Source organism: Promicromonospora vindobonensis (assembly GCF_042685865.1).
GTDB lineage: Bacteria > Actinomycetota > Actinomycetes > Actinomycetales > Cellulomonadaceae > Promicromonospora > Promicromonospora vindobonensis.
The window spans coordinates 1,243,382-1,257,793 of the sequence record NZ_JBHUOG010000002.1 but is presented as its reverse complement, the minus strand read 5'-3'; the positions used below and the strand labels follow the sequence as shown (position 1 = coordinate 1,257,793).

Genomic DNA, 14,412 nt, shown 5'->3' with positions numbered 1-14,412 from the left:
TCCCTGGTACCCACCGCGGGCACGGCGCACCATGGGCGTATGAACCGCGCAGCCCTCGCCGACTTCCTCCGCAGACGCCGAGAAGGCCTGCGCCCCGCCGACGTCGGCCTGGTGCCCGGGCCGCGCCGTCGGGCACCGGGGCTGCGCCGCGAGGAGGTCGCGGCCCTGACCGGGATGTCCGTGGACTACTACGCGCGGCTCGAGCAGCAGCGTGGGCCGCAGCCGTCAGAGCAGATGCTCGCCGCGCTCTCGCGTTCCCTGCGCCTGACCGTCGAGGAACGCGACTACCTGTTCCGGCTCGCCGGGCACGGCGTGCCCCGACGCACGCCGCTCGACTCCCACGTGGCCCCCGCGCTGCTGCGCGTGCTGGACCGGCTCGAGGACTCGCCCGCGCTCATCCTGTCGAGCCTGGGGGAGGTGCTGGTGCAGAACCGGCAGGCCGAGGCGATCTTCGGCGTGCCGCCCGCCACCGGCCCGGGCCGCAGCTCGGTGTACCGGTGGTTCATGGAACCGGGGTCACGCGCCGTGTACCCGCCCGAGGACCACGAACGACAGGGCCGCAGCCAGGTTGCCTCCCTGCGCGCCGCGCACGCGGCGGCGGGACCCGGCTCGGCCGCCGACGAGATCCTCCGCGTCCTGCTGCGCGAGAGCCCTGAGTTCGTCCGGGTGTGGGAGCTGCACGAGGTGTCCCGCCGGTTCGAGGACCACAAGACGCTGGTCCACCCGGAGCTCGGCCGCATCGACGTGGACTGCCAGGCGCTGTTCACCGAGGACCAGTCGCAGGCGCTGGTGGTGCTGACCCCGGCGCCGGGGTCAGAAGCGGAGGAGAAGATCCGCCTGCTGGCCGTGCTCGGGCACGAGACGTTCGCGTAGCCCGGCGACGGAAGGGGCGCCCGCGGCTCCGGTCGGGTGCGAGGATCGTCCCGTGCACGACGACGAACGCTGCCCCTGCCTCTCCGGCGACACCTACGGCGCCTGCTGCGGGCGCTACCACTCCGGTGCCGAGACCGCCCCGACCGCCGAGGCGCTGATGCGCTCGCGGTACTCCGCGTTCGCGACGGGGGACGCCGGCTACCTGCTCGCGACGTGGGCCCCGCAGACCCGGCCGCCCGCGGTCGAGTCCGGTGACGAGCAGTGGCGCCGCCTGGACATCCACCGCACGGAGCGGGGCGGGCCGTTCGACACCGTCGGCGTCGTCGAGTTCACCGCCTTCTACCGCTACCCGGCCACCGGCGTGCGCGGCAGCCTGCACGAGACCAGCCGCTTCGTCCGCGAGAACGGCCGCTGGTACTACGTCGACGGCGACCGTGAGGCGCTCGACAACTGAGCCGGCGTTCTGTGCCGGTTCTTGTCGCACGGCCCCCTGCCGCACCGCCCCGCGGCGGCGAACGCGTCGAACATCGCGTGCAGGGGCCGGTGCCAGAAGGTCAGCACCGCTCGTTCGCCGGCGAGCTCGAACTCGTCCGAGAACTGCGTGGTGGCGAAGTAGTCCTCGTCCGGATCGGTGATCCTCCGGACAGTGGGGTGGTTGACCGAGAGGATGAGCCTGCCGCCGGCAGCGGGCCGGTCCCGCACCCGGCGTCGAGGATGCGTCGCCCGCTCACGTCGCCGGCGAGCCGGACCATGGCCGGCTTGTCGTAGTACGTGTTGAGCAGGCTCGAGGCGTTCTCCGCCGCATAGCTGTCGGCGAAGCCGTCGTAGTGGTCGACCTTCATCAGATCCAGCCCTCTTCCCAGGCCCGGTGCGCCGCCGCGTGGCGGGTGGCGACCCCGAGCTTTGCCATCGCGGACGACAGGTAGTTGCGCACCGTCCCCGGTGCGAGGTGCACGTCGGCCGCGATGTCCGACACGGGGGCGCCCGCACGGGCCGCGCGCAGCACCTCCAGCTCGCGGTCCGTCAGCGGGCACTCGTTCTCCGTGAGCGCCGACGCGGCGATCTCCGGGTCGACGTACCGGTGCCCGACGGCGACGTCGCGCACGATCTGGGCCAGGCGTGCAGCGGGCGTCGACTTGGGGACGAACCCGCTGACCCCTGCGACGAGGGCCCGGCGGAGGACGGCGGGCCTGGCGTGCCGCGTGACGATGATGATGCGGGGCGGCGTACCGTCGGTCCGCTCCAGGATCTGCGCGGCCGCGTGCAGCCCGTCGGTCGGCGGCATCTCCAGGTCGAGCACCGCGACGTCGGGCCGGTGCTGGCCGGCGAGGCGCACGGCGTCGGTCGTGGTGGCGGCCTGGGCCACGACCCGCAGGTCGTCCTCGAGGTCGAGCAGGGAGCAGAGGGCTCCGCGCAGCAGCTCCTCGTCGTCGGCCAGCAGCAGGCGGATCATCCGGTCACCGTAGCCGTGACGACGAACCGGTCGTCGTCCGTGTCCCAGGACAGGCGCCCGCCGACGGCGTCGAGCCGCTCCGCGAGGGACGCGAGCCCGGTGCCGTCGTCGGCTGCGGCGGGCCCGCCACCTCGACCGTCGTCGGGCGGGGCCGGACGGGCGCCGTCGTTGTCGATCGTGAGGCGGGCGCCTGCGCCGTCGGGCAGCAGGACTATCGCCGCGCGGGTGGCACGGCTGTGCCGCAGCAGGTTGGTGGTCGCCTCGCGTACCACCAGGCCGAGCAGGGCGCGCGGCCCCTCGGGGAGGGACGCCGCGCGGTCGGCGTCGACGTCGGCCCGGACCTCGACGCCCGCAGCGGCGAGGACCTTGGACGCGTTGGCGATCTCCGCGTCCAGGGTTGTGCGGCGGTAGCCCTGCACCAGGGCCCTGGTCTCGCGCAGCGCGTCCCCTGCGAGCTGCTGGACCTCGCGCATCTGCTCGGCCGCTCGCGCGGGGTCTGCCTCCGCCAGCCGCGCCGCGAGCTCGCTCTTCAGCGCGATCACCTGGAGGTGGTGCCCCTGGATGTCGTGCAGGTCGGCGGCGAACCGGAGGCGCTCGTCCGCCACGGCGAGCTGTCCGGCGAGCCGCCGCGCGTCGTCGAGGCGGGCCGCGACCTGCCAGCCGCGGAGCATGCCGAGCATGGCGGGGCCGAACGCCAGGACCATCAGGGCGGGCATCCACACCGCGTGCCCCACGTCGGGCTCTCCGGTAGCCAGTGCCGTGCTCAGGCCCACCGCAGGCAGGACGACCAGCGCGGTGCCCAGCACCGCCCACGCCCGGCGGACGGGCAGGAACATGACCAGCACCGAGATGGTGGCGGCGGGCGCGAGCGACCAGACCCCGAAGTCACCGAGGGCGAGCGGCACCGTCGCGGCGACGGCGGCCGCGCAGCAGGCGGTCACCAGCCAGCCGGCCGACGGCGCCTCGTCGCGGATCAGGCGGCCCAGCAGGACACCGCAGGCCACGATGGTGGTCGCCGTCGCAAGGCCCGTGAGGGCGCGCAGCCCAGCGGGCTCAGCGGGGTCCAGCACCCAGTCGCCGACGGCGAAGCCCAGCACGCAGGCCACGGTGCCTGCGAGGCCCCACCAGACGTTGCGGCGGAAGCTCGCGAGGCCGCTGCCGCCGTCGTCGGCGACGGCTCGTGCGGTGCTCATGACGTCATCCTGCCAGCGCCGACGCCGGTCCGGGCGGTCCTGGAGGCCTTGATGACATCTGTCATGCGGGGTGGTGACATGTGCTCGCGCTCGGGTGTGGTCCGGCACTACTGACCGCTGCCGCCGTCGGACAGCGTGGAGTCCAGCGCGGCGAGGAACGCCGCCCGGACGAAGGAGACGGGGACATGACGGAGACGACGGCAGGCGCGACAGCGGGCCACCCAGCGGGCCACCCGGCGGCCCACCCAGGGGCCCACCCGTTCCGGCCGGCGACGCGGAGGCGGAGAGTGTTGCGGTTCCTCGCCCATCTGGCCGAGATGGTCGTCGTGATGGTGCTCGGCATGATGCTGCTGGCGCCGGTGTGGGACTGGTCGGGAGCGGCGTTCGGCATCGAGGCGGTGCTCGGACGGTCCGACGTCGCCGCGATGGTGATGGTCCTGGACATGGTGATCGCCATGACCGCGTGGATGCGGGTCCGGCGGCACGGCTGGGCGCCGGTCTGGGAGATGAACGCGGCCATGGCGGCACCCTTCGCGGTGCTGCTGGTGCTCTTCTGGCTCGGCGCGGTGACCGCGGACGACATGATGCTCTGGGGGCACGTCCTGATGGTGCCCGCGATGGCGGGAGCGATGCTCCTGCGCAGGGCGGAGTACACGGAGCACACCCACGGTCGATGACGACGAGCGGGGCCGTCGGGCCCCGCTCGCCGCTGCCGCGTCAGGGATTCACCCAGGATGTGCCCGGCCCGCGCGTGGCGGCGCGCGTGTCGCCCCTGCTTCGCTCTACTTTTGGGCGCTATGGACAGCGCCCAGCCCAGCATTCTCGAGCTGCGGATCCACGGCATCGCGAACACCCCGCCGCACGGCACCCTCGACCTGGCACGCGGCGAGGTGACCCGGTCCGACGGCGACGGACTGGGCAGCTTCTGGACCCCGAGACCGCACGTCGAGGCACGCGACAAGGCCCTACCGCCAGGGCACGTCCACGCGATCCGGCCGGACGTGCGCCGCGAGGCGTACTCGTGGGGGGCGATGGCGCGGGTCGGCGGCCTCCCGTTCGGCGGGCTGCTCGGCGTCGTCGGCACGTTCGCGGTGCGCCTCCTGTGGGCGGCGATGGTGCCGTTCGGCCTGGCGAACGCCGCGTACTGGGCCCGCCGCGTCCCTGCACCGGAGCCGGCCGCCCACCGGCCGGCGTCGGGCAGCCTGCGTCCAGAGGCGACCGCCGCCCTGACGCGGGTGTTCGCGCTGGGTCTCACGCTCCTGTTCGTGTCGGCGGTGGCGACGGTCTCGCTGTCCGTGATCGGCACGCGCTGCATGGGCCTGGCCACGGCAGGTCCCGACTCCGTGGTCCCCGTCTGCGCGCGCATCCCCGAGATGCTGTACGGCCTCGCGCGGATGGACGTCGGGGACCGGCTGGCCCTCCTGTCCCTCGCGCCGGTACTGCTGGTCGCCGTCCTGGTGGCGGTGGCGCACAGCGGCCAGGTCCGGTTCGAGTCCAAGTTCTCGGTGATGCGCGCCGGGCGCACGGTGGCGCCGTCGGGCCCGCCGCTGCACCGGGCCGGCTTCTGGTCGGAGCGGTCCGGGTCGGGCCTGCTGTGGGCGCACCTGGGTGCCGCCCTCGGCCTGACCGGGCAGTTCCTCACCTGGACCCGCCACGCCGACCCCGGCCTCCCCATGCCGGGCCTCCCCGTGGCCGGGCTGGTCGTGATCGTCAGCGCGTGCGCGTTCGTCGCCCTGCGCACCGACGACGACGGCGTCCAGGCCGTCGCTCCCCGCTGGAAGGCCCGCGCCGGCCTCGGCGTGTTCGCGGCCGGCCTGCTCGTCTGGCTGCTCGCCTGCTACGCCTGCCTTGCCGGGCCGCCGCCGCAGGACATGCCTGCGCTGATCGGCCTCGACCTCGTGCCCGCGCTGCTCGGCGTGGGCCTGTTCGGCATCGCGGCGACCGGCCTGGCCTGGCGCACGGCGCGCAGCACCCGCGCCGTCGCGGCCTGGACCGCTGTGCCCGTCGTCGCCACCGTCTGTCTCGCCGTGGTGCTGGTGACCGAGCCGGCCGCCCCGCTGCGGCTCCTGCTCGTCGCGGTGGCGGTGCTCGCCGTCCTGAGCCCCGCCGTGGTGGTGCTGGCGGCGATGCTGCTGCGGCGCCGGGCCCACGAGGGCTGGAACGGCGCAGGGCCGGGCGTGTTCCTGCTGGTGTCCGCCGCGGCGGCCGCGGTGTACTCGAGCCTGCTCGTGCTCGGCGTGCAGTGGTTCCTGCGCAGCGGGGAGGACGTCACGCCGACGCCGCTCGGGAACGGCCTGGTCGGCATCGCGCCGGGCGTGCCAGACCCCGACCTCGTGCGCGTGCCGCCCGTCTACACCGAGTTCGGCACGGCGTCCGTGGTGATCGCGCTGGTCTTCGTGGTGCTGCTGGGCGTGGCGATGGCCGGGCCCTACGTCATGGACGTGATCCGCTCCCGGAGGCTGTGGATCCCCGCCGCGCCACGCACCTTCGGGCCGCCGTACGGCCCGGCGGTGCCGGCCTGGCGCGCCGTGGCGGACGCCCCCGAGCCGGACGGCGGCCCCAACCCCGTGCTGGAGCGGGTGCTCCGCGGCCGGCAGGTCGCCGCGATGTCGCACCGGGCGGAGCTCGCCGCCGGTGCCCTGGCGGCCGCCGCGTACGTCGCGGCGCTGGTAGCGCACATCCCGCTGATCGCCCAGCACAGCGACACCGGCACGCTCCAGGTACCGCCGTGGCTGTCCGGGCTCGCGGTGCCGGCCCTCGGCGTGCTCGCGGCGACCCTGGTGGTCAGCGCGCTGGCCGGTGGCACGGGCGGCGGGCCGTCCCGGCCCTGGGGCCTGCTGTGGGACCTGCTGTGCTTCCTGCCGCGCAGCGCCCACCCGTTCGGCCCGCCGAGCTACGCCGAGCGCGTGGTGCCAGAGGTGCGCTCGCGGGTCGACGCCTGGCTCGCCGGCGCCGACATCGCCGACGACGCCGAGCGGGAGCGCGTCGCACCGACCCGCCGCGTGGTGCTGTCCGCGCACTCGATGGGCGGTGTGCTGGCCGCTGCGGTGGTCCTGATCCGGGCGGGCAACCCCGTGCCGGACCTGACGGACGGCCGCATCGGCCTGCTGACCTACGGCGTGCAGCTGCGGCCGTTCTTCGGCCGGTTCTTCCCGGACCTCCTTGGCCCGACGACGACCGGCACGCCGCCCTGCACCGGTCCAGGCTGGTCGGCGGACCCGTGGGGTGGGCAGTCGAGGAGTGGTCCCGGACCCGGGGCGGCTCCGACGGCGCCGTTGACGCCGGAGCGCCCCGAGCCCGGCTCGGGGGTACAGGTCACGCTGATGTCACTGCTGACCTGCGGTGCGAAGCCCGCGTGGGTGAACCTGTGGCGGCGCACCGACTTCCTGGGCTTCCCTGTGGTGGGTTACGGGGTGAACGAGGTGGATCGCGGGGCGGAGGAGATGGACCGGTCGGCCTATCTCTTCGCCGTGGCGACCCACTCCGGGTACCAGTCGTCGTGGGCGTACCACGAGGCGCTGGACGAGGTGGTCGATCGGCTGAGGCGGAGGTGAAGCGCAGGGTGAGGGCCGAGGAACGAGGCACTCGCCCGAAGCGGAACCGCAGACTCGGCCGACGACGGCATCGGCTGACGCCGGCTGGGCCGTCGGGGGCCCAGCCGGCGGTCACGCAGCGAGGGGAGCCGGGCTGACGACGTCGCGCAGCCGGGCCAGCGCCCGCTCGAGGATCTGGGCCACGCGCTCCTTGGTCACGCCGAGGCGGCGGCCGATCTCGTCGAGGGTGCGCGTGGTGCCGTCCAGGAGCCCGAAGCGCATCTCCAGGACCCGGGCCTCCACGGCGTCGAGGTGCCGCAGGGCCTGCCGGACGCGGCGGCGCAGCATCGTCTGCTCGGGGGTCGGGCCGCTCTGGCTCGCCGACTCGGCGTGCTCCGCTGCGGCGACCGCGCGGACGATGGAGCGGCGTACCCAGCGGGTGGCGTAGGCGGCGAACGTGCCGTGCGCGGGGTCGTACGAGTCCGCTGCGCGCACCAGGCCGACGTTGCCTTCCTGCACGAGGTCCATGAACGGCAGGCGGCCGGAGTAGGCACTCACGACGGCCGGGACGAGGCGGAGGTGGGCGAGGACGAGACGCTCCTTCGCGTATTGCCCGTCCTTGACCCGCGCTTCGAGCTGTATACGGAAGCTGGGGGAGACCGCAGTGGCGTTGAGGGTACGTGCGGCGTCCGTTCCGGCGACTGCTCGCTCGAGCAGCGACTCGAGCTGCGCGTCGTCCAGCGCCGGTGTTCGCTCGATCATCGCAGCGTAGGACTGGGGCAACGCCGGGTGCGGACTGTGCTCCTTGCTGCGCCGTGCACGGGACGACCGGGGATTTCGGGTAGTTCTCATCGCAACTCTCCTCACGAGCGGGACGAACTTTCCTTGCCCGGAGCATATGGAGTCTTGGGGCCCGGGGGAAGCGGGAAGGATTTCGCTGTGAGAGATAACGGCACGATAACGGCGTGCTGCTGCGGTTCCCGGCCAGAACCCGAGTTTCAGGCGCAGGCAGCGCCGGCCACCACGTGACAGCGCGGGGCCGTCCCGGGACACTCGTGCCATGGGTCCGCGCGCCTTCCGCTGGGTGTTGCACGTCGACCTCGACCAGTTCCTGGTCGCGGTCGAGGTCCTGCGCCGCCCGGAGCTCGCCGGGCAGCCGGTGATCGTGGGCGGGCGCGGTGACCCGGCCGAGCGGGCGGTGGTCTCTACCGCGTCGTACGAGGCGCGTAGGTTCGGCGTCGGCTCAGGCATGCCGTTGCGCCTCGCGGCCCGCAAGGTCCCGGACGCGATCATCCTCCCCGTCGACCACGAGGCCTACCTCGAGGCCTCCGGGCGCGTGATGGAGGCCCTCCGCGGGCTCGGCACGGTGGTCGAGGTGCTCGGCTGGGACGAGGCGTTCCTCGGCTGCGACGCCGACGACCCGGAGGCTGTCGCTCGCCGGGTGCAGGAGGCGGTCCTCGCCGCCACCGAGCTGCACTGCTCCGTCGGCATCGGAGACAACAAGATCCGCGCGAAGATCGCCACCGGGTTCGGTAAGCCCTCAGGCATCTTCCGCCTCACCGAGCAGAGCTGGTTCGAGGTGATGGGGGAGCGGCCGACGATCGACCTGTGGGGCGTCGGCGCCAAGGTGTCCAAGCGCCTCGCCGCTCACGGAATCACCACCGTCACCCAGCTCGCCGCGGCCGACGGCGACGTGCTGGTCGGTGAGTTCGGGCCGCGCATGGGCGCCTGGTACGGCGACCTGGGCCGGGGGCACGGCTCCGCCGTCGTCGACGACACGCCCTGGGTGGCACGCGGGCACAGCCGCGAGACCACCTATCAGCAGAACCTCACCACGCCCGAACAGGTGGAGGCGGCCCTGCGGGACCTGGTCGCGCACGTGCACGCCGACACCGAGGCGGAGGACCGGCCGGTCTTCCGGATGGGCCTCAAGGTGCGCTACGCACCTTTCTTCACCCAGAACAGCTCGAAGAAGCTCCCGGCGCCGACGCGGTCGCTCGGCGAGATGACCACCGCCGTCCTCGCCCTCGCAGCGGGCATGGAGCCGGGGCGCGAGGTGCGCCTGCTCGGCGTGCGCGCCGAGATGGTGATGCCCGACGGTGGTGACCCCCTCGAGCGCACGCCCGTCCGCGGGCGGATCTGAAGGGCCCGTACGCGCACCTCGGACGGGCAGGGAGAATGGGTCGGTGACCACCCTCGACCTCGTCCGTGTGGACGACCCCGCCGACGAGCGCCTCGCCGACTACAACAACCTCACGGACGTCGTCCTGCGCTCCAAGCACGAGCCGGCCAAAGGCTTGTACATCGCGGAGAGCTCGACGGTGATCCGGCGGGCGCTGGCGGCCGGTCACCGGCCGCGGTCGTTCCTCATGGCGCCGAAGTGGCTGGACTCGATGACCGACCTGATCGCCGGCACGGGTGCGCCCGTCTACGTCGCCGAGGAACCGCTGCTCAAGGAGATCACCGGCTTCAACCTGCACCGCGGCGCCATGGCGGCCATGCACAGACCGCCGCTGCCCGGGGTGGACGAGCTGCTCACCGGCGCGCGCGGGGGAGCGGGGGCTCGCCGGGTCGTCATCCTCGAGGACATCGTCGACCACACGAACGTCGGTGCAGGGATGCGCGCGTGCGCGGCCCTCGGGGTGGATGCCGTGCTGTTCACCCCGAGCTGCGCGGACCCGCTCTATCGGCGAGCGGTGAGGGTCTCCATGGGCACCGTCTTCCAGATCCCGTGGACGCGGATCGACCCGTGGCCCAGCGGAATCCAGACCTTGCACGAGCATGGGTTCAAGGTGGCGGCGCTCGCGCTGGAGGATGACTCGATCTCGTTGGACGATCTGGTGGCCGACCCGCCCGACAGGCTCGCGCTGGTGCTCGGCACGGAGGGCGACGGCCTGAAGGCCCGGACGATCGCGGAGTGCGACATGACCGTGCGGATCCCGATGTCCGGGGGTGTCGACTCCCTCAACGTCGCCTCGGCCGTGGCGGTCGCCGCCTGGGCCACACGGGTGCCGGCCGGCGACAGCTGAGCTGGCCCCATACCGGGCACGCCATCCTCCGCGAGGGACGCCATGATCCACGGATCCGGGCGGATTCCGCGGAGGATGGCGTGGTGCGCAGAAGATGGCGTGGCCCGCGGAAGATGGCGTGGCCCGACGTCAGGTCAGAGCAGCTGGGACCGGCGCCGGGGCTCGGCGGCCTCGCGCTCGATCTCCTCCTGCCGGCCCTGCCAGCCCCTGAACTTCTCCTGCGCCTCGAGCTCCGCCGCGCTGGGCGCCAGGCCGACCACCAGGAGCAGCAGGATCGTGCTGATGGTGACGCCGATGATCAGCGGGCCGAGCAGCGCGGCGACGGACACGCCGGCGTCCGGAATGATGACGGTGCCGGTGACGACCTCCGCCCGCATGGCGGCCATGCCGGTGTAGTGCATGCCGGAGACGGCGACCCCCATGACGAGCATGGCGCCGGCGCCCCCGGCGAAGTTGTGCACCTTGGCCGAGAGCCAGAGGCCCGCCGTCGCCGCGACGATGCCGATGATGACCGACATGAGCACGGTCGGCAGGTCGTAGGTGATCTCGACGCCGACGTGCACCGCACGCATGCCCAGGTAGTGCATGGCCGAGATGCCGAGGCCGGTGACGGTGCCGCCGCCCACGAGCGCGAAGGGCCCGACGCCCGCCGCGCGGACGATGAAAAGGCCGAGTCCCACGACGGCGATGGCGAGCAGGCCGCTGGCGACCGTCAGCGGGACGTCGAAGCGCGTCTCGGTGCCCCGCACGTGGAACCCGAGCATGGCGACGAAGTGCATGACCCAGATGCCGGTGCCGCCGATGGAGACGGCGCCGAGGGCGAGCCATGCGGTGCTCGCGAGGCCGTGGGAGACGCGTGCCCGGGCGGTGCAGGTCAGGCCGACGGCGCAGCCTGCGCACGAGAGCAGGAACGAGATGATGGGCGTGACCCAGCCCAGCGCGAAGTGGTCGATCATGGTGGGAGCTCTCCAGCGAGTACGAGGTAGGCGTGCGGCCTGCCGCGGGCGGCGAACGGCGACGGCGTGGGGGCAAGATCGTTGCCTAGGCCGATCGCTACCTAGTAAAGGGTGCCGAGAGGCAAGATGCACCCTTTGTACAGGGTTAATTACACGCACAGAGGGGTGATCTTTTCGGAACCTCGACGTCCTGTTTCCCCTCCGTTGCCCGTCTGTGATAGTGACGGCTGGACGTGCGTGGAGTGACCAGGGTCACGGTCCGGAGGGGTGGCACAGGGGGCACAAAGTTAGGTTAGGCTCACCGTCGTGACCACCCAGACCGAGGGGCTCGAAGCCAAGCCCTCGCGAATGTTCGACGTCGAGGTAGCGCGTGTGACGCGCCTGTGCCCGTCCTTCGTCCGCTTCACGTTCCGCGGGCCGGACCTGGACAAGTTCGCGGACAACGGCCGCGACCAGCGCATCAAGCTGCTCCTCCCCGCACCTGGCGGCGGCTGGGACGGTCTGCGCCGCGACGACCCCAACTGGTACGCCACCTGGCGCGCGCTCCCGGACGAGCAGCGCAACCCGATGCGTACCTACACGGTCCGCACCGTGCGCCAGGACCTGCGCGAGGTCGACGTCGACGTCGTCATGCACGGGGACACCGGCCCGGCCTCGCGCTGGGCCCTGAACGCCGTCGCCGGCGACCCGCTGGTCATCATGGGACCCAACGCCGAGTACGACGGCATCCACGGTGGTGTGGAGTTCGCTCCGCCGTCGTCCAGCCACGCGCTGCTGTTGGCCGGTGACGAGACCGCTGTGCCGGCCATCGCCGCGATCTGCGAGTCCCTGCCCGCCGACGCCGTCGGCGAGATCTTCCTCGAGGTGCCGCACCCCGAGGACGGCTGGCAGCTCGGCGCCCCCGACGGCGTGCGCGTGCACTGGCTGGCCCGCGACGGGCGTGAGCACGGCGACGTGCTGGTCCCCGCGGTCCAGGAGGCCGCGGACCGGCTGCTCGCGATGGGCGTGCGGCCGTCGTCGGACAGCGCGCCCGCCCTCACCGCCGCAGGCGTGGACCTGTCGGGCGAGGCGGACGACGTCGACATCGACACCGGGATCCTCTGGGAGGTGCCGGTCGACGAGGCGGGCCGCCCCCTGGCACAGGAGACCGTGCTGTACGCGTGGCTCGCCGGCGAGGCCGGCGTCATCAAGACGCTGCGCCGCTATCTCGTGAACGAGTGCCAGGTGGACCGTAAGTCCGTGGCGTTCATGGGCTACTGGCGCAAGGGCCGCTCGGAGAACTGAGCACGGCGGCTCCCGACGTCGCAGACCGATATTGCGTTCGACCCGCAAAACCCGAGGTCAATGTGGTAAATATCGGACCCTGACGTTCGGGAGGACGTATGGGTGCGATGGGGCAGCCTGCAGAGCAGAACGAGCGCCGGGACAGTGGGACCCGGCCGTGGTGGGGGGACCACCGGACGACGGTGGTCGTGGTGCTCGGTACGGCCGCCGGGATCTGTGCCGCCGCGATGAGTGTCGTCGACCGCGGCACCCAGATCGTCCTCCTGGTGGCCACCGTCGGGCTGTTCCTGGCCGGGCTGGCGGCTCTCGTCCGGCTGCGGACCTATGCGCGCTGGTTCAGGGCGGCCTGGAGCTGGGCACGGAACCACCGGCTGGTCGTCCTCGTGGTGACGGTGGTGGGCCTGGCCGGCTCGACGGGCGCCGCGGTGGCTCTGGAGTCCGCCCGGTCCTGCGAGGACCCGACCGAGGTGGCCGTCATGGTCCCGGAGGACGGTGCCGCCGGCTTCACGGCGGTGGCCGACGCCTTCGAGCGGGACTCGGTCACGGCCTTCTCCTGCCCCCGGTACCACGTGACCACGTTCGGCATGGGGTGGCCGGCGCTGCGCACGGCGTTGGAGTCGGGCTGGGGAGCCGCGGGCGGGGACGGCGCGGCCTCGTTCGACCTCGGTCCTCGGCCGGACGTGTGGCTCGCGGAGTCCGGTGTCCAGGCCGAGCTGGTGGCGCCCCGCGGAACGGGCGCCGGCTTCACGATCTCCACCCCGGTGCTCGTGGCCGGTTCGCCCCTGGTCGTCGCGGTGCCGGAGCCGCATGCCGAGGCCCTGCGTGCGACGGCGGCGTCGGGCGACACGATCCCAGAGCTGATGGCGGCGGCCGGTACGGCGGGCCTGGACGCGGTGCGGGCCAACCCGGACACGTCCTTCGCCGCGGCGCTGCACACCGAGCGGCTCTACGCAGGGTCCGAGCCCGAGACGCACGAGGCCCTGGAGCTCGACCTCGGCCACGCCCTCGAGCGGGTGGGCCTGCCGCTCGGGAGCGACGGCGCGCTGCTGTGCCGGCTGGACGAGCTGTCCGGGAAAGAGTCGCCTCAGGTGGCGGTACTGACCAGCGAGCGCGCGATGATCGACCGCCGTGCGGCCTGCCCCGTCACGGTCGGCGGGGGCGGCGATGCAGCCCTGGTGCCGTTCTACCCTGGGTCCGCCCTCGGCCTCGACTACCGGGCGGTGCGGCTGGCCTGGACCGACGCAAGGCCGTCCCAGCGCAGGACCGACGCGGCGACGGCCTTCGTCGAGTGGCTCGGGACGAGCGCGGGACAGGAGGCCCTCGTCCAGGAGGCGCGGGTGCGTGGCACGGACGGACGGCCGCCGTCGGGGCCGGACGGACCGTTGCCAGGTCTCGAGGACGCCCCACCGGCCGAACCGGGGGCGGATGTCGTGGCGCCGACGCGCGTGGGTGCGACCGAAGACCTGTACCACGACGCCCGGCGGCCGGCGCGGGTCCTGGTCCTGGTGGACTCGTCGGCCTCCATGGGCAGGCCGGCGGACGGCGACCGGCAGCGCATCAACGTCGCCGAGCGCGGCGTGCTGGGAGCGCTCACGCATCTCAGCGGGTCCGACGAGGTGGGCATCTGGTCCTTCTCCGGCGACGCCGGGTCCAGCCCACGGCCGGTGCTGGACCTGACCGCGAGCGACGTGGCCGAGCGGGAGGCGCCGGCCCTCCTGCGCGAGCTGGAGCCCGACGGGCGCACCCCCCTCTACGACGCGGTGGACGCAGGCACGTCCCACCTGGTCGGCCTGGACCCCGACGGTGCGTCCCGGAGGCACCTGACCGCGCTGATCGTCCTGACCGACGGGGAGAACCGGCCGGGCACGGGACCTGGCTCGGAGCTGTCGGCGCAGGACCTGGTGGCAGCGGCCCGCGTGGAGGCGGCCGCGGGGGTCCGGGTCTACGTCGTGGCGGTGGGCGAGGCGTCGTGCCAGGTGAGCGACCTGCGGGAGATCGCGGCAGAGTGGGACGGCGAGTGCTGGGACAGCTCGTTCGGCGAGCTGGAGAGCACGCTGGGCAGCCTGTTCGGGCAGCTGGGGGGTCGGTGAC

The 14,412-nt window shown here is 73.3% G+C and carries 13 protein-coding genes; 8 read left to right on the top strand and 5 right to left on the bottom strand.

Annotated features, from left to right (window positions below):
• Positions 1–39 precede the first annotated feature (39 nt).
• Both ACFS27_RS18865 and ACFS27_RS18860 read left to right on the top strand, forming a co-directional pair.
• Positions 40–873, top strand: coding sequence for a helix-turn-helix transcriptional regulator (locus ACFS27_RS18865; RefSeq protein WP_377185891.1), 834 nt, complete (start codon positions 40–42; stop codon positions 871–873).
• 52 nt (positions 874–925) lie between these two features.
• Positions 926–1,327 (top strand): YchJ family protein, encoded by a 402-nt coding sequence (locus ACFS27_RS18860; protein ID WP_377185889.1) that lies wholly within the window; start codon positions 926–928, stop codon positions 1,325–1,327.
• Here ACFS27_RS18860 and ACFS27_RS18855 read toward each other — a convergent pair.
• From ACFS27_RS18855 to ACFS27_RS18845, 3 genes are all read right to left on the bottom strand, one after another.
• Positions 1,291–1,575, bottom strand: coding sequence for a hypothetical protein (locus ACFS27_RS18855; protein ID WP_377185887.1), 285 nt, complete (start codon positions 1,573–1,575; stop codon positions 1,291–1,293). The two genes, ACFS27_RS18860 and ACFS27_RS18855, sit on opposite strands and share 37 nt — an antisense overlap.
• 139 nt (positions 1,576–1,714) lie before the next feature.
• Positions 1,715–2,326, bottom strand: a complete 612-nt coding sequence (locus ACFS27_RS18850; protein ID WP_377185885.1) for a response regulator transcription factor — start codon at positions 2,324–2,326, stop codon at positions 1,715–1,717.
• Positions 2,323–3,519 (bottom strand): sensor histidine kinase, encoded by a 1,197-nt coding sequence (locus ACFS27_RS18845; RefSeq protein ID WP_377185883.1) that lies wholly within the window; start codon positions 3,517–3,519, stop codon positions 2,323–2,325. Before ACFS27_RS18845 ends, ACFS27_RS18850 begins: the two co-directional genes overlap by 4 nt.
• A gap of 185 nt (positions 3,520–3,704) precedes the next feature.
• Between ACFS27_RS18845 and ACFS27_RS18840 the strand changes: the two genes are divergently transcribed.
• Positions 3,705–4,196 (top strand): hypothetical protein, encoded by a 492-nt coding sequence (locus tag ACFS27_RS18840; protein ID WP_377185881.1) that lies wholly within the window; start codon positions 3,705–3,707, stop codon positions 4,194–4,196.
• A gap of 120 nt (positions 4,197–4,316) precedes the next feature.
• Positions 4,317–7,073, top strand: a complete 2,757-nt coding sequence (locus tag ACFS27_RS18835) for a hypothetical protein (protein ID WP_377185879.1) — start codon at positions 4,317–4,319, stop codon at positions 7,071–7,073.
• Between the two features lie 111 nt (positions 7,074–7,184).
• Here ACFS27_RS18835 and ACFS27_RS18830 read toward each other — a convergent pair whose 3' ends face one another.
• Positions 7,185–7,814: a sigma-70 family RNA polymerase sigma factor gene (locus ACFS27_RS18830; RefSeq protein WP_377185877.1), complete on the bottom strand. Its 630-nt coding sequence runs from the start codon at positions 7,812–7,814 to the stop codon at positions 7,185–7,187.
• Between the two features lie 298 nt (positions 7,815–8,112).
• On the opposite strand from ACFS27_RS18830, the gene ACFS27_RS18825 reads away from it, so the two are divergent.
• Positions 8,113–9,195: a DNA polymerase IV gene (locus ACFS27_RS18825; protein ID WP_377185875.1), complete on the top strand. Its 1,083-nt coding sequence runs from the start codon at positions 8,113–8,115 to the stop codon at positions 9,193–9,195.
• Positions 9,196–9,238: 43 nt separating this feature from the next.
• Positions 9,239–10,081, top strand: coding sequence for a TrmH family RNA methyltransferase (locus tag ACFS27_RS18820; RefSeq protein ID WP_377185873.1), 843 nt, complete (start codon positions 9,239–9,241; stop codon positions 10,079–10,081).
• A 134-nt stretch (positions 10,082–10,215) separates the two neighbouring features.
• Here ACFS27_RS18820 and ACFS27_RS18815 read toward each other — a convergent pair whose 3' ends face one another.
• On the bottom strand, positions 10,216–11,037 hold the full coding sequence (locus ACFS27_RS18815; RefSeq protein ID WP_377185871.1) for an MHYT domain-containing protein: 822 nt from the start codon (positions 11,035–11,037) through the stop codon (positions 10,216–10,218).
• Between the two features lie 306 nt (positions 11,038–11,343).
• On the opposite strand from ACFS27_RS18815, the gene ACFS27_RS18810 reads away from it, so the two are divergent.
• Entirely contained in the window at positions 11,344–12,321 is a 978-nt protein-coding gene (locus tag ACFS27_RS18810) for a siderophore-interacting protein (protein WP_377185869.1), read from the top strand.
• Between the two features lie 107 nt (positions 12,322–12,428).
• The gene (locus ACFS27_RS18805; protein WP_377185867.1) at positions 12,429–14,411 is read left to right on the top strand and encodes a vWA domain-containing protein; all 1,983 of its coding nucleotides are present in this window, start codon (positions 12,429–12,431) and stop codon (positions 14,409–14,411) included.
• Position 14,412 lies beyond the last annotated feature (1 nt).